Below are 22892 nucleotides of genomic sequence, written 5' to 3'. Positions count from 1 at the left end.
GCTACAAAACTGCTGATTGTAGCTTTTGCCCAAATTCGCTTTTAAGTTCGCAGTCTGTTTTTTCGACGATTTTGCCGTTTTCAAGCAGGACTATCTCATCGGCAAAATTTCGTGCCAGACGCAGATCGTGAGTGATAAATATAAAACTCATCTGCCCTTTTAAGGTCTTTAAGAAATTTAAAATATCAAGGCTAAGGGCGAGATCAAAACCAGATAGCGACTCATCAAGGATAAGAAGTTTGGGCCTAACTATCATCGCACGAGCTAGGCAAACTCGCCCAAGCTCGCCGCCACTTAGGTTTAAAGCTCTTTGCTCTAAGTGGCTCTTTTTTATGTATAAAACCTCACAAATTTGCTCCACCCTAGTACTCATCTCATCTTTTTTTAGGTCAAATAGATGTTTTAACGGCTCACATAACACCTCTTTTGTGCTAAAACGTGGATTTACCGCACTGATTGGATCTTGAAACACGAGCTGGACTTGTGAGTAAAATTTGCGTCTTTGGCTAAGTGTATCTAGCAAAAGTGTCGATCCGTCAAATTTTATCTCTCCTTTACTAGGCTTTAAAAGCCCCATAATAATATGAGCCAATGTGCTTTTACCGCTACCTGAGCGACCCATTAGTGCTGTGCATTTACCTTTTTTGATATCTAAGCTTATCTCATCAAGCACTGGCTCGTGAGTGTGTTTAAAGAGATAACTTGCGTGGTAGTAGTGAGAAATTTTATCTAACTCTAGTATCATTTTAACGCCTCGTATGCGTTTAAAAGTTCGCGCGAACTTTTGCTTTTTGGCGAAGTAAAAATTTCATTTTTGTCTGCTTTTTCTACTATTTTTGTATCCTCAAGCACTAAAATTTCATCAGCAAAAGCATTTATAACGCCAAAATCGTGAGTTATGAGTAGTAAACCCATATTTTTTTGTTTTACAAGCTTACTAAGAAGCGATAAAATTTCAGTCTGAGTAATCGCGTCAAGATCGGTCGTAGGTTCATCTGCGATTAAAAATTTCGGTTTTGTTATCAAGGCAAGTGCTATCATCGCACGTTGAAGCATTCCGCCACTTAACTCAAACGGATATCTATCTGCTACTTCATCTTTTAAACCGACATTTTTTAGCTCTGTTTTTAGAAGCTGGTTGAAATTTTGATCTAGCATATCGTTTGCTTTTAGGATAGATTTGGCGTGTGAGCTTATGCTTAAAATTGGGCTAAATGCGGTGCGTGGATTTTGCATTATGGTTGAGATGATTTTGCTTGGATTTTTTACTGGCTCGTTGTTAAAATTTAGCGTTATTTTGCCACTTGTGCCGTTTGTAAAAATTCCAAAAATTCCGGTGGCACAAAGGCTTTTACCCACTCCACTTTTGCCAATTAGTGCGGTTACTATGCCACGTTTTAGGCTAAAACTTATATCATCTACGATTATTTTATCCTGTGCTTTTATGCTTAGATTTTTTACTTCAAGCATTGCTTAACTCCTCAAAATCGCCACTATCTAGCCTATCACGCAGATAATCTCCAGCGATATTAAAACTTGCAACGCACAAAAATAGTGCAATGCCTGGATAGTAAATCAGATGTGGAGCACTAAATAAAAATTCCTTCGCATCGCTTATCATTATGCCCCATTCAGCGTCTGGTGCTTTTACACCAAGCCCTAAAAAACTAAGCCCTGATATATGAAGCATAATATGCCCAATATCAAGCGTCGCAAGGATTATGCACTGAGAGGCTATGACTCTTAGCATATTTTGTTTAAAATTTGCAACTCCACTTGCCCCACAAAGTTTGCTTGCTAGGACGTATTCTTTGTTTTTTAGGCTTAAGACTATCGATCTTATAAATCTTGCATACCACGCCCAGTGCGTAATGGCAATGGCTATTATGATATTTAGAGTTCCTGAGCCAAATATGCTGACTAAAAAAAGTGCTAAAACTATGGTTGGAATACCAAAAAATAGATCGCAAATTCTCATTAATGCTTGATCTATTTTTCCGCCCATAAAACCAGCCACACCACCAGCCACACCACCAAAAACTAGCACTAAAAATAGTGTCAAAAAGACGCAAAAAAACGATACTCTTGCCCCATAAATAAGCCTTGAGAATATGTCTCTGCCAAGATGATCTGTGCCTAAGATATATGTTTGACTTGGATCTAAAAATTTAGCTTCTAAATTTATAGCAGTCGGATCAAAAGGGGCTATAAGTGGTGCAAATATCGCTAGAAAAAGCATTAAAATTATCGTGAAACAAGCAAATATGAGTAGAAATTTTCTCATTTTGTATGCCTTAGCCTTGGATCGATGAGTATGTAAAGTATGTCGGTGATTATATTACTAACGATAAAGACCGCGCAAAAAAGTATCATAAAACAGAGTATAACCGGGTAGTCGTTGCTAGAAACCGCATTTATGATAAATGTGCCAACACCAGGATAAGCAAAGACATTTTCAACAACTATCGCTGCTCCTAAAAGCTCTCCAAAGTGCATACCTACGGCTGTTATAACAGGCAAAAGGGCGCTTTTTAGGATAAATTTAAATGTTAGCTCACTGCCTTTAACCCCACGCATTTTTGCATAAAGCACGTGTCGTTGGCTCATCGTGCTTAGGATATTTGCCCTAATAAGTCTGGCATTTATACAAAGCGACATCAGGCTCATCGCAAATGCTGGCATTATGAGGTGCAAAAACGTGCCAGAGCCAAAAGGTGGCAAGAGCTGAAATTTTACAGAAAATACGCTAATAAGAACAAACCCAAGCCAAAAATTTGGCACACTAACGCCGACAAACGCGAAAAATCTAGTAAAATGGTCGATAAAATGATCTTTTTTAAATGCTGAAGCTATACCAAGTATAAGCGAGAAAACGAGCGTAAAACAAAGCGATAAAAGCACGAGCTTAATGCTGTTTTTAAAATAATAAAGCATTAATGGCGAAACCTCTTTGCCGGTTATATAAGATATGCCAAAATTTAGCCTAAGCGCGTCGCCTAGCCACAAAAAATACTGCATAAATAATGGTTTATCAAGCCCTAAATACGCCCTAGCTTCAGCTAAGGCCTCTTTTGTTGGGGCTATGCCTGAGGCGGTTAGATAGCTAAGTGCCGCGTCGGTGCCGTTTAATCTAAGAATAAAAAACACCACAAACGACACGCCAAGTAGCGTGAAAATGGCAAAAAATATACGCTTTATGATTAAAATTTTCATCTTTTAAACATCTTGTCAAACGGAACGTGGTTGCTTATGGCTTTTGCATTTACTCCGTCTAAATTTTTAGAGCTAATTGCGATGTTTGTCTCAAAGCTAATAGGTATGTATATTGCCTCATCGTGTAGCGTTTTTAAGGCACTTTTGATGAGTTTGGCGCTATTTTGTGAGCCATCTAAAATTTTGGTTATATTTGCGTCAAGTTCGGCTTTTTGTTTTAATCCAAGCTGTGCTTGATAATCGGCGTGCGATATCGTTCTCATCGAGCCTAGGAAAATTTCAGGATCGTATGGCACACCCCAGGTTTCATTAAATATTAGATGAAAGTCTCCGCTTTGTTGTTTTTTGTAAAATATGCTACTTTCATCAGCCTTTAGCGATAGTTTTACACCAATTTTCTTAAAATCATTTTGTAAAATTTCGCCAATTGATTTTTTAATAGCGTCAGTGCCGATATATACGAGATTTATCTCAAGTTTTTGACCATTTTTTTCTCTTATGCCGTCTTTTGTCATCTTATAGCCATCTTGCTCTAAAATTTCATTTGCCATTTTAGTGTTAAATTCGTATGGTTTTAGGCCCACGTCGCAGTTTTTAAGAGTGGTTGAGAACAAAAAATCCGCCTTTTTTTGAGTGTTAAAAAATACAGATTTTACAAGAGCGTCTTTATCCACCGCCATATTTAGGGCTTTTCTCACGCTTAGGTTGTTTGTTGGAAATTTGTTTGAGTTTATGGCGATGACTAGTGTGTTTATGGGTGCTGAAATTTCTACGTTAAATTCGCTCTTTAGACTCTCTATAGCGTCAAGTGGGATTTGTTCGCTTGAGTAGATTAGATCCGCTTGTTTTGTTTTTAAAGCCAAAATTTTGGTGCTTGGATATGGTATAACTTTGCTTACTATTTTGTCTATTTTTGCTGCTTCGCCCCAGTATTTTTCATTTTTGATGAATGTATCGCTCACTCCAGCAACTGAGCTTTCAAGCTTAAATTTGCCAGTGCCTACTGGTGCTTTTATCCCGTCCTTGCTTGAGCCGTTGATGAGGGAATTTGGCGAAATAAAGCGAAATGGGCGTATTAAACTTAGCTCTTTTGGCGTTGGCTCATAGGGTTTTAGGATATTTAAAGCGATAGTTTTGTCGTCTAAAATTTCAACACTTTGTATAATGTTTGCAAGTTCTAGCCAACTATGCCTTTTTCTATTTTCTATAATGGCGTCAAAATTTGCCTTTACCGCAATCGCGTCAAATTTCACCCCATCGGTAAAATACACATCGTCTCTAAGCGTAAAAATATAGCGTTTGCCATCATTTTCTATGCGGTAATTAGTGGCTAAAAGTGGCGATATGGTGCCATTTTCATCGTATTTAAAAAGCCCCTCGTAGAGCATATCTTGTGCAAACATCTCATTTGGCGAATAAAGATGCGGATTTAGCTCGCCAACATTTTTTGAAGTTACAAAATTTAGCGTATTTTGCGCTATTGCTTGTATTATTAATGCTAATAATATTAATAAAGCTCTAAATAACATAATTACTCCTAAAATATAATATAAAAATAAGTTTATTCACATTATATATATTTTAGTATTATTTGTCAATATTCTATGAAGATTTTGCTTACATTATATATTATAAATTTTAATTTTTGCATAGAATGTATTTATTTTAGATTTTAATATTATTTTATATTTTTTAAGCCCCTTTTAAGCAACTCTCTTATATAATTCCAGCTCACGAGTTGAGAGAAACCACCTTTAACCTTCTGAGTTAATAAAGCCTTTCTTTTTTATCGTTGTTCTTTTAAATTATTAATGTTAAACTATTAGTCAATCTTTGAAATCTAAACAAGTGATCGATTGAGCCAGTTTGCTTATTTTAGCAAACTAAAACTAATAAATAAAAAACAAAAGTTTTTAGATTAAAAACTTCATATAACATTTGACCTAGATTAAAGATAATGTTTAAAAACATTGTTATTTGATTGCGTTAGCAATCTATATTCTTTAGGTGGGTCAAGGGAGCGTAGCTCCTTGTCGTAAAGATGAGCTTTGCTCATCTGCGAAATTAATATGGAGAGTTTGATCCTGGCTCAGAGTGAACGCTGGCGGCGTGCCTAATACATGCAAGTCGAACGGAGATTAAGTAGCTTGCTATTTAATCTTAGTGGCGCACGGGTGAGTAATGTATAGCTAATCTGCCCTATGCAGGAGGACAACAGTTAGAAATGACTGCTAATACTCCATACTCCTTCTTAACATAAGTTAAGTCGGGAAAGTTTTTCGGCATAGGATGAGGCTATATTGTATCAGCTAGTTGGTGAGGTAATGGCTCACCAAGGCTATGACGCATAACTGGTCTGAGAGGATGATCAGTCACACTGGAACTGAGACACGGTCCAGACTCCTACGGGAGGCAGCAGTAGGGAATATTGCTCAATGGGGGAAACCCTGAAGCAGCAACGCCGCGTGGAGGATGACACTTTTCGGAGCGTAAACTCCTTTTGTTAGGGAAGAACCATGACGGTACCTAACGAATAAGCACCGGCTAACTCCGTGCCAGCAGCCGCGGTAATACGGGGGGTGCAAGCGTTACTCGGAATCACTGGGCGTAAAGGACGCGTAGGCGGATTATCAAGTCTCTTGTGAAATCCTATGGCTTAACCATAGAACTGCTTGGGAAACTGATAATCTAGAGTGAGGGAGAGGCAGATGGAATTGGTGGTGTAGGGGTAAAATCCGTAGAGATCACCAGGAATACCCATTGCGAAGGCGATCTGCTGGAACTCAACTGACGCTAAGGCGTGAAAGCGTGGGGAGCAAACAGGATTAGATACCCTGGTAGTCCACGCCCTAAACGATGTATACTAGTTGTTGCTAAGCTAGTCTTGGCAGTAATGCACCTAACGGATTAAGTATACCGCCTGGGGAGTACGGTCGCAAGATTAAAACTCAAAGGAATAGACGGGGACCCGCACAAGCGGTGGAGCATGTGGTTTAATTCGAAGATACGCGAAGAACCTTACCCGGACTTGATATCCAACGAATTCTGTAGAGATACGGAAGTGCTAGCTTGCTAGAATGTTGAGACAGGTGCTGCACGGCTGTCGTCAGCTCGTGTCGTGAGATGTTGGGTTAAGTCCCGCAACGAGCGCAACCCACGTATTTAGTTGCTAACGGTTAGGCCGAGCACTCTAAATAGACTGCCTTCGCAAGGAGGAGGAAGGTGTGGACGACGTCAAGTCATCATGGCCCTTATGTCCGGGGCGACACACGTGCTACAATGGCATATACAATGAGACGCAATATCGCGAGATGGAGCAAATCTATAAAATATGTCCCAGTTCGGATTGGAGTCTGCAACTCGACTCCATGAAGCCGGAATCGCTAGTAATCGTAGATCAGCCATGCTACGGTGAATACGTTCCCGGGTCTTGTACTCACCGCCCGTCACACCATGGGAGTTGATTTCACTCGAAGTCGGAATGCTAAACTAGCTACCGCCCACAGTGGAATCAGCGACTGGGGTGAAGTCGTAACAAGGTAACCGTAGGAGAACCTGCGGTTGGATCACCTCCTTTCTAGAGTACAAACTGATAAGTCTCACAACTATCAGTTCATAAAGGAATATCTCAATTGATCCTTGTTTAGTTTTGAAAGATTGACAGCTAATAAAGATACTCTGAAATTTAAAGCAATTGTATTTTTTTATTTTAAAATTCAGTTATTGCTTTTTAAATTTTTAAAGATATCGTTGTGATATTATTTTTTATTAGACGAGGTGAATTTTAAAAAATCAAGGGAGTTACCTTATTGGTAATGACCGCAGATTTATTAAAATTCAACGAAGTATAATGAAAAATAATGAGCAAGAAGGGGAATTAGCTCAGCTGGGAGAGCGCCTGCTTTGCACGCAGGAGGTCAGCGGTTCGATCCCGCTATTCTCCACCATAATAGTATGCGAAGTTATTTTTTCTTTAAACGATGAAAAGCGACCGAGCGACAAGGAGCGTAGATATGCTACGTAACGCAGTTGTGAGTGAGCTTTAAAGAAGTGTAAAGAAAAAGAACGAGTAAGAGGGCCTATAGCTCAGCTGGTTAGAGTGCACCCCTGATAAGGGTGAGGTCACAAGTTCAAGTCTTGTTAGGCCCACCATAAAGCTTACTATAAGTTTTATTAGCTATAATTCACTCCCCAATAAAAAGGGTTTAATTGGTTTAACTTAGAAATCTAAATCAAGTTTTTAATTCTAAAAATTTGATTTAGATTTTTTAATCTAAATGTTCATTTATTTATCATTGTTAAGAGTCACAAGCAAGTTTTAATAAAAACAATTTTACAGGACTTGTTAAAGATCTAAGATTTTAATCTCTTGCATTAAATGCAAAAGTTTGACATCACAAGATATTATGGGATTTAAAACTTATCCATTGTATCTGTCAATGCTTTCCGTCTTGGAGTTTAAAATTTAGATGTAGTAATAAAAGGCAAACAACTAAAATTTACGGCAACGCCGAAAGCGTTGGTGTGCTTTAGGGGTTTCCAAAGGGCGTAGCTCTTTGGTCGCAAAGACGGACTTGTTCGTCTGCGAAGTTAAAAAAATATTATCTTTAACAAGGAAGTGATGCGAATTAGAATATAAACATATACTAATAAAAGGTAAGCTACTAAGAGTAAGTGGTGGATGCCTTGGCTAGTAGAGGCGATGAAAGACGTGCCAGGCTGCGATAAGTCTCGGGGAGCCGTCAAGGGGCTTTGATCCGGGAATTTCTGAATGGGGCAACCCAACTGATAGAGATGTCAGTTACCATATAATGGAGCGAACGTTGGGAATTGAAACATCTTAGTACCAACAGGAAAAGAAATCAATAGAGATTACGCTAGTAGCGGCGAGCGAACGCGTAAGAGGGCAAACCACTAGTTTACTAGTGGGGTTGTAGGACTGCAATATAGACTAAACAAAGCTAATAGAATAACCTGGAAAGGTTAAGCGTAGAGGGTGATACTCCCGTATATGAAAGCGATGTTTTACTTAGCAGTATCCTGAGTAGGGCGGGACACGTGATATCCTGTCTGAAGCTGGGTCGACCACGATCCAACCCTAAATACTACTACTAGACCGATAGTGCACAAGTACCGTGAGGGAAAGGTGAAAAGAACTGAGGTGATCAGAGTGAAATAGAACCTGAAACCATTTACTTACAATCATTCAGAGCCCTATGATTTATCAGGGTGATGGACTGCCTTTTGCATAATGAGCCTGCGAGTTGTGGTGTCTGGCGAGGTTAAGGAAACCCGGAGCCGTAGCGAAAGCGAGTCTTAATAGGGCGATTAGTCAGATGCTGCAGACCCGAAACGATGTGATCTATCCATGAGCAGGTTGAAACCGGTGTAAGAACCGGTGGAGGACCGAACCCGCTGGCGTTGAAAAGCCATGGGATGACTTGTGGATAGGGGTGAAAGGCCAATCAAACATCGTGATAGCTGGTTCTCTCCGAAATATATTTAGGTATAGCGTTGTGTCGTAACACTAGGGGGTAGAGCACTGAATGGGCTAGGGCATACACCAATGTACCAAACCCTATCAAACTCCGAATACCTAGTGTGTAATCACAGCAGTCAGGCGGCGAGTGATAAAATCCGTCGTCGAGAGGGGAACAACCCAGACTAACAGCTAAGGTCCCTAAATCTCATTTAAGTGGAAAACGATGTGGAGTTACTGAAACAACCAGGAGGTTGGCTTAGAAGCAGCCATCCTTTAAAGAAAGCGTAATAGCTCACTGGTCTAGTGATTCTGCGCGGAAAATATAACGGGGCTAAAATGAGTACCGAAGCTTTAGACTTAGTTTTACTAAGTGGTAGGAGAGCGTTCTATTCAGCGTTGAAGGTGTACCGGTAAGGAGCGCTGGAGCGGATAGAAGTGAGCATGCAGGCATGAGTAGCGATAATTGGGGTGAGAATCCCCAACGCCGTAAGCCCAAGGTTTCCTACGCGATGCTCGTCATCGTAGGGTTAGCCGGGTCCTAAGCAAAGTCCGAAAGGGGTATGCGATGGAAAATTGGTTAATATTCCAATGCCAACATTATTGTGCGATGGAAGGACGCTTAGAGTTAAAGGAGCCAGCTGATGGAAGTGCTGGTCGAAAGGTGTAGGTTGAGTTACAGGCAAATCCGTAACTCTTTATCCGAGACCCCACAGGCGTTTGAAGTTCTTCGGAATGGATGACGAATCCTTGATACTGTCGAGCCAAGAAAAGTTTCTAAGTTTAGATAATGTTGCCCGTACCGTAAACCGACACAGGTGGGTGGGATGAGTATTCTAAGGCGCGTGGAAGAACTCTCTTCAAGGAACTCTGCAAAATAGCACCGTATCTTCGGTATAAGGTGTGCCTAACTTTGTGAAGGATTTACTCCGTAAGCATTGAAGGTTACAACAAAGAGTCCCTCCCGACTGTTTACCAAAAACACAGCACTCTGCTAACTCGTAAGAGGATGTATAGGGTGTGACGCCTGCCCGGTGCTCGAAGGTTAATTGATGGGGTCAGCAGCAATGCGAAGCTCTTGATCGAAGCCCGAGTAAACGGCGGCCGTAACTATAACGGTCCTAAGGTAGCGAAATTCCTTGTCGGTTAAATACTGACCTGCATGAATGGCGTAACGAGATGGGAGCTGTCTCGAAGAGGGATCCAGTGAAATTGTAGTGGAGGTGAAAATTCCTCCTACCCGCGGCAAGACGGAAAGACCCCGTGGACCTTTACTACAGCTTGATACTGCTATTGGGATAAAGATGTGCAGGATAGGTGGGAGGCTTTGAGTATATGACGCCAGTTGTATATGAGCCATTGTTGAGATACCACTCTTTTTTATTCTGATAGCTAACTAGCTTGCGTTATCCGCAAGTAGGACAATGTCTGGTGGGTAGTTTGACTGGGGCGGTCGCCTCCCAAAATGTAACGGAGGCTTACAAAGGTTGGCTCAGAACGGTTGGAAATCGTTCGTAGAGTATAAAGGTATAAGCCAGCTTAACTGCGAGACATACACGTCAAGCAGGGACGAAAGTCGGTCTTAGTGATCCGGTGGTTCTGTGTGGAAGGGCCATCGCTCAAAGGATAAAAGGTACCCCGGGGATAACAGGCTGATCTCCCCCAAGAGCTCACATCGACGGGGAGGTTTGGCACCTCGATGTCGGCTCATCGCATCCTGGGGCTGGAGCAGGTCCCAAGGGTATGGCTGTTCGCCATTTAAAGCGGTACGCGAGCTGGGTTCAGAACGTCGTGAGACAGTTCGGTCCCTATCTGCCGTGGGCGTAAGAAGATTGAGGAGAGTTGACCCTAGTACGAGAGGACCGGGTCGAACGAACCACTGGTGTACGAGTTGTCCTGCCAAGGGCATCGCTCGGTAGCTACGTTCGGATGTGATAAGAGCTGAAAGCATCTAAGCTCGAAGCCAACTCCAAGATGAATCTTCTTTTAAGAGCTCTAGTAGACTACTAGTTTGATAGGCTGGGTGTGTAATTGATGAAAGTCATTTAGCTGACCAGTACTAATAGCTCGTTTGCTTATCTTTTTAAGCATCACTTCCTTGTTAAGGATAAAATCTTGCTACGTCTTTTTGCTTTATACTGCGTTAGATTTTAATTCAGCTTCGGTCACTACCGATAAGGTAGCTCCCTCGCTTCGTTAAAATCCGCCTTGTCTAAACCAAAAATACTTGCAATCTTTCTTGCAAATACTTTGCAGGAATTTACCTTAAACAAGAAAAAGTTTTTTTAAAACGCTTTACTCTTAACAAACCAAATCAGTGTTAAATAAGACTTATGAGTAAGTTTTATTTAACACTGCTCGTGGCTATACAGACGAGGAAACGCCTTGCTCCATCTCGAACCAAGAAGCTAAGCTCGTCATGGCTGATGATACTCCCCCTTACTGGGGTGCTGGGAAAGTAGGTCGCTGCGGGCTTTGTGTTTATATTTGTCTGCTACTTTTTAAAATCATTTTTTAGTTTCTATCTTTTTAATTTTTTTATTTGTTTTTAGGTTTTAAACTTCTAGTGTTTTATTGTTCTAGAATTTTTACTTTTTTATTTTTTAGTTATTTTTAGAGGGTTGGTTTTTTAATATTATTGTGTTGTTTAGAGTATTTATATCAATTGGTGTTGTTTGGGTTTGTAGATTTCTTGCGTTGTAGGATTATGTAAATATAGAGAACATTGTAAATTTACCAAGTAAAGCAAAGAGTTAAAAATATTTCAAATTTCCATTTGAGATATTAAGCGAAAGTAAAAAGCATATTAAAAAACACTTAATGCATTCACAAATAGTATATCTAGTAGAAATTTAACCAAACTTCATTATAAGTCTACTTAGAACTACGCGTAAAATAGCACCAAAAATCCACCAAGTCTTAAAAATTAAACTTATTACTTCATCGCTTCATCAACAGCCTGACAAATAGTATGTATGCAAAGAATATGCATCTCTTGGATGCGTGGTGTATCATTTGTAGGCATTACTAAATTTAGCTCACACATCTCATTCATCGCTCCGCCACCTTTGCCTGAAAGTCCTAGTGTTTTTACACCTAGTTTTTTAGCCACTTCTATGGCATTTAGGACGTTTTTACTATTGCCACTAGTTGAGATAGCTACAAGCAAGTCGCCATTTCTTGCAAGGGCTTGTGTTTGACGAGAAAAGACTAGGTCATATCCGTAGTCGTTACGATAAGGAAATTTGCGAAAAACCATTCTCTATGCGCTAGCGAGATAAAAATCGCCATAGAAGTACTTAAGTCGCAAGATGTGGGTAAAGTCTTTATCCGCTACAAGCAAGGGTGCTGTAGTTATGGATAGATATCAAGGCGATGATTTTTCTAGGTAATATAAGATAATAAATTTTGGTCGTGAGAGGATAACTATTTTGAAAAAGAGCATAAAGCATCACTTAGCGATGCACTCATGTTTTAAATTTAATTGGCAATAAGGATAAATATTTCTCAAAATAAAATAGCTATTTAGACAATGAAAATACCTACTGGAAATAATTGCACTTTGATTTACGCTAATCAAAATGTTACCAAACGTCCTTATACGCTTATAAATTTGTCTGTTGTACTTTTGGCTACAATCTCATCTATAAAAACTATATTTGATGACAAATTTAGGTGAGGGTGTTATTGCAAAATAAACACCATTGTTGTAGGTTTAGTTAAGCAAATTAGATAGCACTGCTTTGCGTGACCCTATATGAGCTATAAAAGAAGCCTTTTAGATGATTACTACAACGAGCTAATTAAAATATAGCTCTAACTCTCATAAACACCGACTGATAAAATTTTATCCATTCTTTTTGCGATTAGCTCATCAATGCCTAGGGATTGTAGCTGTGCTATTTGTGATACAAAATACTCACCTATTGCTTTTGCAGCATTGTCTTTATCTCTGTGAGCACCGTTTATCGGTTCAGGTATCACGTCATCGATTAGTTTTAGGGATTTTAGATCATCGGCTGTGATTTTCATAACCTTTGTGGCTTGTTCTTGCTTTGCTGGGTCGTTCCAAAGTATGGCAGCACAGCCCTCCGGAGAGATGACTGAAAATACCGAGTTTTTCATCATCGCAAGTCTATCAGCAACACCTATTGCCAATGCTCCACCGCTGCCACCTTCGCCGATGACTACGGCTATTGTTGGAGTTTTTAAATTTGCAAATTCAAAAAGATTTCTAGCGATTGCCTCGCTCTGTCCACGCTCCTCAGCTCCCACGCCAGGATATGCACCCGGAGTGTCTATTAAAAACAATATAGGGATTGAGAATTTCTCGGCTATTTTAGCAGCTCTTAGAGCCTTTCTATATCCCTCTGGATGAGGCATACCAAAATTGCGTTTTAGCTTATTTTTTGTGCCTCTGCCTTTTTGTTCGCCTATTACCATGACTCTGTGTCCACCAAGGTATCCTAAGTAGCAGACTATTGCAGGGTCATCTCTAAAGGCTCTATCTCCGTGAATTTCGTAGTAGTTACTAAGCAGAAGCTTAATATAATCTATCGAGTATGGTCTATCTGGATGACGTGCTAGTTGCAAACGCTGATATTCGTTTAAATTTTTATAAACCTTTGCAACCTCTTTTTCTAAATTTTTATTTAGAATTTCAACAGCGTGACTATCGCCTTTAATTTTTGCACTAGCGATATCGTCATCTATCTGTTTTATGCTCTTTTCAAAATCCAAATAGCTTGACATTTTCAATCCACTTTCTTAAAAATAACAGATCCGTTTGTGCCACCAAAACCAAATGAGTTGCTCATAACAGCCTTTAACTCCGCTTTTCTAGCTACGTTTGGCACATAGTCTAAGTCGCAATCAGGATCTGGAGTGATTTGATTTATGGTTGGTGGGATAATGCCATCACGTATCGCCATAACCGAAATGACCGCTTCAATCGCACCAGCACCGCCTAGACAGTGTCCGGTTTGCCCTTTTGTTGAGCTTACTGGTGGGCAGTTTGCGCCAAAAATTTCCTTTAGGGCTGCTGTTTCATTTTTGTCATTTGTAGGTGTTGAAGTGCCGTGAGCATTCACGTAGTCAATCTTTAAATTTCCAGCCATATTCAGAGCTTGTCTCATCGCACTCGCTGGGCCTTCAAGCGTTGGTGAAGTGATATGGTGAGCGTCCCCGCTCTCGCCAAGACCAACTATCTCAGCGTAAATTTTAGCACCTCTAGCTTTTGCCTCTTCATACTCTTCAAGCACCAAAGCTCCAGCGCCTTCGCCCATAACAAAACCATCTCTATCGCCGTCAAACGGGCGTGATGCGTGTTCTGGGTCATCATTTCTTGTTGAAAGCGCTTTCATCGCAGCAAAACCACCTACGCCTACGGCACAGATTGTCGATTCAGCACCGACGACTAGCATTTTTTTTGCCTGTCCTATCATTATGCACTTTGCACCTTGTGAGAGTGCGTGAGTCCCTGCCGCACAAGCGGTAACACTTGATAAATTTGGTCCTTGAAGTTTATGATTTATCGAAACTATACCGCCAAGCATATTAACAAGTGCCGACGGAATAAAAAATGGAGAAATTTTTCTCACACCCTTTTCTAAAAGTGTTTGAGAGTTTTTCTCAATATTTGGTAGACCGCCGATACCAGCAGCCGAGCTTACGCCAAATGTTGTGCTATCAAAGTCGCCAAAATTTGCGTCCTCCATAGCCTCTTTTGCAGCCTTTGCACCAAGTTGTATGAAGCGATCTACTTTTTTAACTTCTTTGCCATCAAATACACTAAGTGGATCAAAGTCTGTAATCTCAGCAGCAATCTGCACCGGAAAATCGCTAACATCAAACGAAGTTATGCGTTTTACGCCAGTTTTGCCATCGCAAATAGCCTTAAAAGAGCTCTCTTTATCAAGCCCAAGTGCGGTTATCATACCTATGCCTGTTACTACGACTCGCTTCAATACTTCTCCTTTAACAAGGCTTATTTGCCAAGTTTTTCTATATAAGTTACAACGTCAGAAATGCTTATAAGTTTTTCTGCTTCACCATCAGGAATTTCAATACCAAATTTCTCTTCAAGAGCCATAACAAGCTCAACAACGTCAAGGCTATCAGCGCCTAGGTCTTCAATGATTTTTGATTCTAGTTTCACAGCATTTGGCTCAACGCTTAGCTGCTCCACAACTACATCTCTAACATCTTCAAATATTGCCATTTTTGTTCTCCTTATAAAAAAATCGTGCCTATTTTATAATATTTAAACTTAAATAAAGCCTTACATATAAAGTCCGCCGTTTATTTTAAGCACATCGCCAGTGATATAACTTGCGTGATCGCTTAATAAAAACGCGACAGCTTCGGCGATCTCGCGTGGTTCTCCAAGTCTTTTTAGTGGGATGCTATTTACATAGCTTTGTTTTATCTCGTCACTTAAAACAGCTGTCATATCTGTCTGTATAAAGCCTGGTGTGACGCAGTTAAAGCGAACGTTTCTACTTGCACCTTCTTTGGCAAAACTCTTGCTCATTGCTATCATTCCACCTTTGCTGGCCGAGTAATTAACTTGTCCGGCATTACCCATCTCGCCGACTATCGAAGCAACATTTACAACTGCTCCAAAACGCTTTTTGCTCATCACTTTAAGTGCCTCACGACAACCGATAAATGTTGAAGTTAGATTTGCGTCTAGAATGCTAGTAAATTCGTCAGTTTTCATACGAAGTGCGAGTTTGTCATTTGTGATACCTGCGTTATTTACAAGATAGCTTAACTCGCCGTCACTATCAACGATCAAATTTATGCCCTTTATAAACTCGTCTTCATCTGTAACGTCAAATTTTATGACTGCTGCCACACCGCCATTTTTGTTTATCTCGTCAGCCAAAGCGTCTGCGATTTCTGGTTTTGAGCGGTAGTTTATCCACACTTTTAGCCCCATTTGTGCTAAAGTCCTTGCAATCTGTGCTCCGATACCGCGACTTGCACCAGTGATTAACACATTTTTTCCTGAAAATTTCATATTTATCCTTTTATAATTTAAATTTTAAACCTCGTATTTTAGCAAAAAAATTTTAAAATAGTGGCTCATCCATCTCTTTTGGAATTTCAAGTTCCATTATTTTTAGTACCGACGAAGCGACGTTTGCTAGTCCCAAGCCACTTTTTAACTCGCTGACATTTTGCGCCAAAATAAAGCAGAACACGTCAAAAGTCGTGTGATTTGTAAGCATCTCGCCGTTTTCATCACGCATAGCTTCGCAGTTGCCGTGATCGCTAGTTTGCACGTAGGCATAGCCGTTTTCTTGTGCTGATTTTAAAATTTTACCCAAACACTCATCAACAGCTTCAACGGCTTTAACTGAGGCGTCAAAATCGCCAGTGTGTCCGACCATATCGCCGTTTGCGAAATTTACCACGATGAAGTCAAAGCCGGAATTTATAGCGTTTAAAACGGCACTGCAAACTTCGTCCGCGCTCATTTGTGGTATTTTATCGTATGTGGCGACCTTTGGGCTAGGCACGAGAAGCCTAGTTTCATTCTCCACCATATCCTCAACGCCACCATTAAAGAAAAAGGTAACGTGTGCGTATTTTTCGGTTTCAGCAGTATGAAACTGCGTTTTTTTAGCGTCCGATATAACTTGGGCAAGAGTATTTTTTAGCTCATCTTTTTTAGTTAAAACTGGGTAGCTAAATTTAGCGTCATATTCGGTCATTGTGATGATATTTTTTAGCACAAATGGGCGATTAAATGCACTAAAATCATCATCTCCAAAAGCCAAGGTTAGCTCTCTTGCTCTATCGTTTCTAAAATTTATAAACACCACGCCATCATCAGCCTTTATGCCGTTAAAATCGCCAAATGTAGCAGGTTTTATAAATTCATCAAACTCGCCCTTTTCATAGCTTTGTTTTATATACTCGCTTGGTTTTATGTTAAGTGGCGAAAGCACCCCAAAATACGCATCATACGCCTCTTTTATCCTCTCCCAGCGATTATCCCTATCCATAGCGTAAAAGCGACCGCAAACGCTTGAAATTTTTAGCTCTTTTTCGCCGTTTTTTACAAACTCAAAGGCTGATTTTGGCAAGACATCCCTGCCGTCAGTGATGATATGAGCGTGGGCGTTGCAACCTGCATTTTTTGCTAAATTAAAAAGTGCGTGAAAATGCGATAAATGCGAATGCACACCGCCGTTTGAGTAAAGTCCGATGATATGGATATTTTTGCATTTTTTAAATAAATTTTGTAAATTTTCATCACGCAAAAAGTCGCCATTTTCTATCGCTTTATCGATTTTTACTAAATTTTGATACAAAATTCGTCCAGCACCAATGGTCATATGCCCAACTTCTGAGTTGCCCATTTGCCCATCTGGTAGCCCCACGGCAAGTCCAGATGTCTTTAGTAAAGTGTGCGGTGCGTTCTTAAATAGCCAGTCGTATGTTGGCTTTTTTGCCGCTGCAAATGCGTTGAAATTTTCGCTTTTGTTGTGTCCTATGCCGTCAGTGATGACAAGTATAGTTTTTTGCCCCATTTTAGCTCCGTAAATTTATGAAAATTTTAGTGGCATTATACTAAAATCAACCTTTTTTAAAATAAAGGCAAAATTTTGTTTTACTATCTTTATGAACTCATAAATTTAAATTTTTTTCAATACTTAACCGTTCGTGCCGGTATGGCATTTTTCATCGCATTTTTTATAGCGATTTATGCTATGCCAAAATTTATCGCTTGGGCAAAGGCAAAAAATGCAAGTCAGCCTATATATGAGTTAGCCCCAAAAACGCATCAAGAAAAGGGCAAAACACCTACAATGGGCGGACTTGTGTTTGTAAGCACGGCAGTTTTGGCAAGCATTCTTTGTGCTAGACTTGATAACGCCTACGTGCTTATTTCGCTTTTGACGCTTCTTGGGTTTTGTGGGATTGGTTTTTTTGATGATTATTCAAAGATTGTTGGGCGAAAAAATCACGCTGGGCTTAGCCCAAAGGCAAAGATGATATCGCTTTTGGTGCTATCTTTTGCTGTTTGTGGATTGCTCTATTTTTGCACTGATTTAGGCGGTGCATTTTACGTGCCGTTTTATAAATTTTCACTCTTTGATATGGGAATTTTTAGCGTGTTTTTTTGGGTTTTGGTGCTTGTAGCAACATCAAATTCTGTAAATTTAACCGACGGACTTGACGGACTTGCAGCAGTGCCAAGCATTTTTTCGCTAATCACGCTTGGCGTTTTTGCATATCTTAGCGGTCACGCCGTGTTTAGCTCGTATCTTTATTTGCCAAAAGTTGCAAATTTGGGTGAAGTTATAATTGTAGCTTCTGCGATGATTGGCGGATTGCTCGGGTTTTTATGGTACAACTGCTATCCAGCACAGATTTTTATGGGCGATAGTGGTAGTCTTAGTATTGGCGGATTTATCGGACTTATGGGCGTTATGAGTAAAAATGAGGTGCTTTTAATTTTGGTAGGTTTTGTCTTTGTGATTGAAACTTTAAGTGTGATTTTGCAAACCACAAGCTACAAATACCGAAATAAAAAGCGGATATTTTTAATGGCACCAATTCATCATCACTTTGAGATGAAAGGCTGGGCTGAAAATAAGATAATCATTAGATTTTGGATTATTGCGTTGCTTGCAAATTTGGTTGCGTTAATTGCGTTAAAGCTTCGCTAAAATACCGCTAAGATTTAAAGGACTTATATGAAAAAAAGCTTATTTGGCTACGGTGGCACGACAAAAGCGATAGCAAAAAGTGGCGGTTGGGATATATTTGACGATAAATTTGAGCAAATTTCGCGCGACGAGTTTGGCAATACTCTGTTGCCTGTTAGTGAGTTTGACGGCTTAAAAAGTGAGCTTGAAATCACAAGTCCCGGTATCGCCCCAAGCCACGAGCTTATTAAAAAGGCTAGAAATTTAATCAGCGAATACGACTATTTTGCGGATATCACGCCATTTTGCGTTTGGATTAGCGGGACAAACGGCAAGACGACCACCACAAAGATGACCCAGCACTTGCTTGAAGGCTACGGCTCGGTCATGGGCGGCAATGTCGGCGTGGCACTTGCAAATCTGGATAAAAATGCCAAAATTTGGGTGTTAGAGACCAGCTCATTTACGATGCACTACACAAAGACCGCAAAGCCGGGTATCTACGTGCTTTTGCCTATCACGCCAGATCATCTTAGTTGGCACGGCGATTTTAGCGAGTATGAAAAAGCCAAGCTAAAACCGCTAAGCGTGATGAGCGAAAATAGTGTGGCGATTTTGCCAAAAATTTACGCAAAAATGCCAACTCTTGCGCACGTGATCGCTTATGAAAATGAAGATGATTTGGCTAAATTTTGTGGAGTTAAAATTGATGAGATAGCCTTTAAAACGCCGTTTTTAATGGACGCACTTTTAGCTTTGTCGGTGCAGAAAATTTTGCTTGATAGGTGCGATGTGGCAGAGCTTAATGGCTTTGTAATTGAGCCAAATAAACTTGAAGAATTTAGCGATAAAATGGGGCGAGTTTGGGTAAATGACACGAAGGCAACAAACATTGATGCAACGATTCAGGCGATAAAACGATATTTTGATAAACCGCTTCATCTCATTTTGGGTGGCGATGATAAGGGTGTGGATTTAAGCCCTGTTTTTGGGGCTTTAAGCGGTATAAATGTGCGAATTTATACAATTGGCTCAAATGCCAAAAAGCTTTTTGATATGAGTAAATCATTTGGTTATGAGTGCGTTCAGTGCGATTTTTTAGAGGTAGCAGTAAGTGAAATTTCAAAGGTTTTAAAACAGGGCGAGATCGCACTTTTAAGCCCGGCTTGTGCTAGTCTTGATCAGTTTAAAAGTTATGCCGAGCGTGGGGATAAATTTAAAGAATTTGTGCTAAATTTATAAAATATTTGTAATTTAAGCTAAAAATTATATTTTTAAATGTATAATCACCTTTCTTTTTAGGTGGTTGGATAGCTCAGTCGGTAGAGCAGCAGACTGAAAATCTGCGTGTCGGCAGTTCGATTCTGCCTCTAACCACCATTTCTTTATAAATCCCAATTTTATCGATATTTTGAAGCTTTAAGGTTTGGCTAGGTACCATCTTGGGTACCATGTTTTAGTAATTTTTCTATTTTTAAAACCATAGCCATACGGTCAAAGCAGATGATATAGTCTAGAATATATATAAAATATTTTTATAAAAATCGAACAACCTAAAAATCTTAATATTTTTTTAACAACAGCCACTTAATCCAAATTAGACAAATGGATAATTCTTATATAAATCTTAAGTTTTTATTCCAGGGATATGGCTAGTAAAATGGTAGCAATCAAAAATTTTCTTATCTGGGCGAGGATACTTTTTGTCTGACAAGTCAGACAAAAGACCTCGTTAGGGATTATCCCTAAAACCCTTTTAAAGCCCATTGCAGAATGTGAAAATCTTATAAATATAGTCGCTAAACGATATCCAAATTTAAAATATGGCTTAGTCGCCTAAAACAGATCATCAAATCTAGTTTAGCATTTCTATCGAATTTATTATCGCTTAACATATTTATCGATACTAGTCTTTTGCATACGTCGTGCGCCGCGGCAGCCTCTTGAAGGTCGCGTTCGTTAAAATATTTAACGTATATGCGTAAAATTTTATTGACGTCTTTGATTACGCCCGTAAAGTCTTCTATCCATTGGACATAATAAACCTTTCTCCAATCCTCCACTTGCTTATCTAACAAAAGACAAACATCTTGCATGTATTGTTTGGCGTTTGCATCCAGAGACACTACCACAACGTCGGCTTCGTTCAATTTACGTCCCAAGGAATAAACTAGATTAAAAAGATCGCTTCTAGCCATTTCGTATTTAGTGATAGGCAGATTTAAATTTAGATCTTCGCCGACACTTTTGAGTTCGCTAGCGTTTTTCGAATTTTTACTCGTCATATTTTCTTTCATAGTTTATCTCCTAAATTAAAACTATTTTAGGAGATTTTATAAAATATCTGTGACAGGTTATGTCATTTTAAATAATCTCTGAGTAGCTCCTCAAATTTATCTCTCAAATTGTTTGGTTCGAGTATCTTTATAAACGGTAGCCAATATTTTACAACCCGCAGTATCTTGTCGTTATAAGCTACTTCTGTGCTTATGATAATTTTATCCTCTTCTTCTTGCACTACTTCGTAGTTTGGCAAAAACTCTTTTCTCTTAAAATACTCCATAGCTTCGTTTTTGATTTCAAGCGTAACCTTAAATTTGGCATCCGAAAACCAGTTTGTGTCGTTTTTTTCGATACGTTTTAAAAACTCGGCGTTTGCAGTAAACGTATCGCCCTTTATCTTTATATGTTTTATTTTAGAGAGAGTGAAATTTTTAAGTTTACCCTCGTGATCTGCTAGCAGATACCATATGCCGCTATTATTTATTAGTTTATACGGGTTTAGTTTGCGCTCTTTACCGTTATATTCACACTCCAAGATACGGTTTTTGATGACTGCGGCACTTACAGCTTCAAAGTCGTCTCTTGAAATTTGTATACTTTCAAACCCTTGGTTTTTGATTAGATAGGCTTTGTTTAGCTTCTCGTTTAAAACGTCGCTGATAAATCTACTGTCTAGCTCTGGAAATAGCGATCTTGCGCCAATTAGCGCGGCAAAGGCTTTTATGTCCTTAAAGCCTAGTTTGCCCAAGAGCGTACTCCTCTAGAAAATACTTGCCGTTTTATTTTTGGATAGGTAGGATACTAAGCCGCTCAAAGTCTCTTAAAATAGTCCTTTTATTTACGCTAAACTCTTCTACGAGCTCGTCTATGCTTAGTCTTTCACCGCTGTTTAGCTTTACTATGATTTGAGTAAGCCTGACGGCGATTTTATCGTGAGAGCGCATTTTAACCTTCCTATTTAAATTTGACGTATTTTAGCTAATTTTTTCCTTGCGACACAACCTGTCGCTATGCAATGCTAAATTTACGTTGTAATTTAAATCAAAGGAGATCAAATGAGTTTAAACGTAGATTTTATCCAAAAGGCTAACGAGGCGGTAGCTAAAGCAAAGAGCTTTAAGATGAGCGAACTAGCGGGTCAAATGCTAAATTTAACCCAAAGCATAAAGCTAACTAAAAACCCATTGACGCAGATGAGCGAGAAATAGACAATATGTACTATAAAGATGCCTTTGGTCCCTTTGGAGACGTAGCAAAAACTATCGGATACGCTGCTAAAACGGCTATGGGACTAGATGAGTATAATGAAATAGACGAGAATATCCTAAAAAAGCTATCTAGGATGGAGAGTAAATTTCACGAAAACTATTTACCTGAGCTGCTTTTAGAAATCGGCAAAGACTACGGCGAGTAGGAAAATGATGCTATAAATTTAGCCATAAACCCGCTAGCCCAGATAGGTCTAGATAAGGCTTTGATCAAATTTTATTGGACGCTAACTCAGCTCCAAATAGCCATAAGCGTTCAAAACCTACAAGCCGGCATGAACGGAAGCAGTAAGGCAAGTGCGATGAAAGAAGCCCTAAGGCAACTGCAGGCTATGGCGCAAAACCTGGCGACTATTGCCGGGGAGTATGATTGGGAGGTAGGCGGAGTGGAATTTTGCGATAAAGTCAAGGAGGAAAAATGAACACGAGTAAGTCTTTTGCAAAAATAAGCGATATTTTAAAACAAATCGCCGATAATACAACTTCATACAAGGACGCCGATGAAGTGTTGGGGTATTACAAAGATAGGTTTGAGAGTTTTGAAAACATTATCAATAATCCCGAGCTAGGCGCAGATGACGATCTTAAATTTAACGAATACTACAAAATAAACGAATGGCTAGCAAAAAGGCAAAAAAGAATAGAAGGGCTAAAATCCAAAAACTCATTTGAGCTTAGCCCTTTGCGCCGAATTTTAAAAATACTCGATCGAGCGCTGAGTAAGATAGTTTGCGAGCTAATAGCGGTGTCGCTCAAGGGAAATGACCAAAGCAAAAATTTAGCGTGCGAGGTCGAGCAACTCATTACCCGCTGGGGCACCGTAGCTGTAGCACAGGCACAAGCAAAAGGTAAAAAGCCGCGCCAAATGCTACTAGAAAAGCCGTAAAATCGGCAGCGCTTTGCTAATAAAATAAGATCTTATTTGGTCTTACTTTTCTACAATAAAGCCATCTTGCTTGCGAGATGCGAAAAAGACCGTAATGA

18 protein-coding genes, 3 tRNA genes, 3 rRNA genes and 1 pseudogene are annotated in these 22892 nt (G+C 39.7%); 11 read left to right on the top strand and 14 right to left on the bottom strand.

The features are described from left to right. Position 1: 1 nt before the first annotated feature. From CMCT_RS08035 to nikA, 5 genes are read right to left on the bottom strand one after another with little or no spacing between them, the layout of a single operon-like run. The gene (locus CMCT_RS08035) at positions 2-745 is read right to left on the bottom strand and encodes an ATP-binding cassette domain-containing protein (RefSeq protein WP_034970365.1); all 744 of its coding nucleotides are present in this window, start codon (positions 743-745) and stop codon (positions 2-4) included. Next, positions 742-1470: an ATP-binding cassette domain-containing protein gene (locus tag CMCT_RS08030; RefSeq protein ID WP_034970367.1), complete on the bottom strand. Its 729-nt coding sequence runs from the start codon at positions 1468-1470 to the stop codon at positions 742-744. The genes CMCT_RS08035 and CMCT_RS08030 overlap by 4 nt, the downstream gene beginning before the upstream one ends. Then, positions 1463-2284, bottom strand: a complete 822-nt coding sequence (nikC, locus tag CMCT_RS08025; RefSeq protein WP_034970369.1) for a nickel ABC transporter permease subunit NikC — start codon at positions 2282-2284, stop codon at positions 1463-1465. Before nikC ends, CMCT_RS08030 begins: the two co-directional genes overlap by 8 nt. Then, positions 2281-3213 carry an ABC transporter permease subunit gene (locus CMCT_RS08020; protein WP_034970370.1) on the bottom strand — a complete coding sequence of 311 codons (933 nt, stop codon included), beginning with the start codon at positions 3211-3213 and terminating at the stop codon, positions 2281-2283. Before CMCT_RS08020 ends, nikC begins: the two co-directional genes overlap by 4 nt. Further along, the gene (nikA, locus tag CMCT_RS08015; RefSeq protein ID WP_176325102.1) at positions 3210-4742 is read right to left on the bottom strand and encodes a nickel ABC transporter substrate-binding protein; all 1533 of its coding nucleotides are present in this window, start codon (positions 4740-4742) and stop codon (positions 3210-3212) included. The genes CMCT_RS08020 and nikA overlap by 4 nt, the downstream gene beginning before the upstream one ends. 537 nt (positions 4743-5279) lie before the next feature. Here nikA and CMCT_RS08010 point away from each other — a divergent pair. The 5 genes from CMCT_RS08010 (at position 5280) to rrf (ending at position 11167) form a co-directional block, all read left to right on the top strand. Beyond that, positions 5280-6790, top strand: a 16S ribosomal RNA gene (locus tag CMCT_RS08010). Between the two features lie 294 nt (positions 6791-7084). Next, positions 7085-7160: transfer RNA gene (locus CMCT_RS08005), tRNA-Ala, on the top strand. A gap of 128 nt (positions 7161-7288) precedes the next feature. Then, positions 7289-7365, top strand: a tRNA-Ile gene (locus CMCT_RS08000). A gap of 502 nt (positions 7366-7867) precedes the next feature. Further along, a 23S ribosomal RNA gene (locus CMCT_RS07995) occupies positions 7868-10775 on the top strand. Between the two features lie 273 nt (positions 10776-11048). Then, positions 11049-11167: ribosomal RNA gene (rrf, locus tag CMCT_RS07990) — 5S ribosomal RNA — on the top strand. Together the 16S, 23S and 5S rRNA genes with 2 tRNA genes alongside form the textbook arrangement of a ribosomal RNA operon. 460 nt (positions 11168-11627) lie before the next feature. Here the strand turns inward: rrf and CMCT_RS07985 are convergent. From CMCT_RS07985 to gpmI, 6 genes and pseudogenes are all read right to left on the bottom strand, one after another. After that, positions 11628-11924, bottom strand: a pseudogene (locus tag CMCT_RS07985) (SIS domain-containing protein); the annotation flags it as partial. 584 nt (positions 11925-12508) lie between these two features. Then, on the bottom strand, positions 12509-13444 hold the full coding sequence (gene accA / locus CMCT_RS07980) for an acetyl-CoA carboxylase carboxyl transferase subunit alpha (protein WP_034968296.1): 936 nt from the start codon (positions 13442-13444) through the stop codon (positions 12509-12511). A 2-nt stretch (positions 13445-13446) separates the two neighbouring features. After that, entirely contained in the window at positions 13447-14658 is a 1212-nt protein-coding gene (locus CMCT_RS07975; RefSeq protein ID WP_034968299.1) for a beta-ketoacyl-ACP synthase II, read from the bottom strand. 20 nt (positions 14659-14678) lie between these two features. Further along, the gene (gene acpP / locus CMCT_RS07970) at positions 14679-14912 is read right to left on the bottom strand and encodes an acyl carrier protein (RefSeq protein WP_034968302.1); all 234 of its coding nucleotides are present in this window, start codon (positions 14910-14912) and stop codon (positions 14679-14681) included. Positions 14913-14972: 60 nt separating this feature from the next. Further along, positions 14973-15716 (bottom strand): 3-oxoacyl-ACP reductase FabG, encoded by a 744-nt coding sequence (gene fabG / locus CMCT_RS07965; RefSeq protein WP_034968305.1) that lies wholly within the window; start codon positions 15714-15716, stop codon positions 14973-14975. 52 nt (positions 15717-15768) lie between these two features. Beyond that, positions 15769-17235: a 2,3-bisphosphoglycerate-independent phosphoglycerate mutase gene (gene gpmI, locus CMCT_RS07960; protein ID WP_034968308.1), complete on the bottom strand. Its 1467-nt coding sequence runs from the start codon at positions 17233-17235 to the stop codon at positions 15769-15771. A gap of 75 nt (positions 17236-17310) precedes the next feature. On the opposite strand from gpmI, the gene mraY reads away from it, so the two are divergent. The 3 genes from mraY to CMCT_RS07945 all read left to right on the top strand — a co-directional run bounded on the left by mraY (position 17311) and on the right by CMCT_RS07945 (position 19737). Continuing rightward, positions 17311-18378, top strand: a complete 1068-nt coding sequence (gene mraY, locus CMCT_RS07955) for a phospho-N-acetylmuramoyl-pentapeptide-transferase (protein WP_034968311.1) — start codon at positions 17311-17313, stop codon at positions 18376-18378. A 27-nt stretch (positions 18379-18405) separates the two neighbouring features. Then, entirely contained in the window at positions 18406-19599 is a 1194-nt protein-coding gene (gene murD / locus CMCT_RS07950; RefSeq protein ID WP_034968313.1) for a UDP-N-acetylmuramoyl-L-alanine--D-glutamate ligase, read from the top strand. A 62-nt stretch (positions 19600-19661) separates the two neighbouring features. Beyond that, positions 19662-19737: transfer RNA gene (locus CMCT_RS07945), tRNA-Phe, on the top strand. A 419-nt stretch (positions 19738-20156) separates the two neighbouring features. Here the strand turns inward: CMCT_RS07945 and CMCT_RS07940 are convergent. The 3 genes from CMCT_RS07940 to CMCT_RS09330 form a co-directional block, all read right to left on the bottom strand. Then, complete coding sequence (locus CMCT_RS07940; RefSeq protein ID WP_034968315.1) at positions 20157-20654, bottom strand: hypothetical protein; 498 nt, start codon at positions 20652-20654, stop codon at positions 20157-20159. A 62-nt stretch (positions 20655-20716) separates the two neighbouring features. Further along, entirely contained in the window at positions 20717-21388 is a 672-nt protein-coding gene (locus CMCT_RS07935) for a WYL domain-containing protein (protein WP_244948643.1), read from the bottom strand. Positions 21389-21419: 31 nt separating this feature from the next. Then, positions 21420-21584, bottom strand: a complete 165-nt coding sequence (locus tag CMCT_RS09330; RefSeq protein WP_244948642.1) for an HTH domain-containing protein — start codon at positions 21582-21584, stop codon at positions 21420-21422. A gap of 111 nt (positions 21585-21695) precedes the next feature. Here CMCT_RS09330 and CMCT_RS07930 point away from each other — a divergent pair, with 111 nt between their 5' ends. The 3 genes from CMCT_RS07930 to CMCT_RS07920 all read left to right on the top strand — a co-directional run bounded on the left by CMCT_RS07930 (position 21696) and on the right by CMCT_RS07920 (position 22794). Further along, entirely contained in the window at positions 21696-21848 is a 153-nt protein-coding gene (locus tag CMCT_RS07930) for a hypothetical protein (RefSeq protein ID WP_176325101.1), read from the top strand. A gap of 5 nt (positions 21849-21853) precedes the next feature. After that, complete coding sequence (locus CMCT_RS07925; RefSeq protein WP_176325100.1) at positions 21854-22054, top strand: hypothetical protein; 201 nt, start codon at positions 21854-21856, stop codon at positions 22052-22054. A gap of 272 nt (positions 22055-22326) precedes the next feature. Further along, positions 22327-22794, top strand: a complete 468-nt coding sequence (locus CMCT_RS07920) for a hypothetical protein (protein WP_034968317.1) — start codon at positions 22327-22329, stop codon at positions 22792-22794. Positions 22795-22892 lie beyond the last annotated feature (98 nt).

Source organism: Campylobacter mucosalis (assembly GCF_013372205.1).
GTDB classification, from domain to species: Bacteria; Campylobacterota; Campylobacteria; order Campylobacterales; family Campylobacteraceae; genus Campylobacter_A; species Campylobacter_A mucosalis.
The sequence above is the reverse complement of the archived record's forward strand: the minus strand, read 5'-3'. Positions and strand labels throughout refer to the sequence as shown.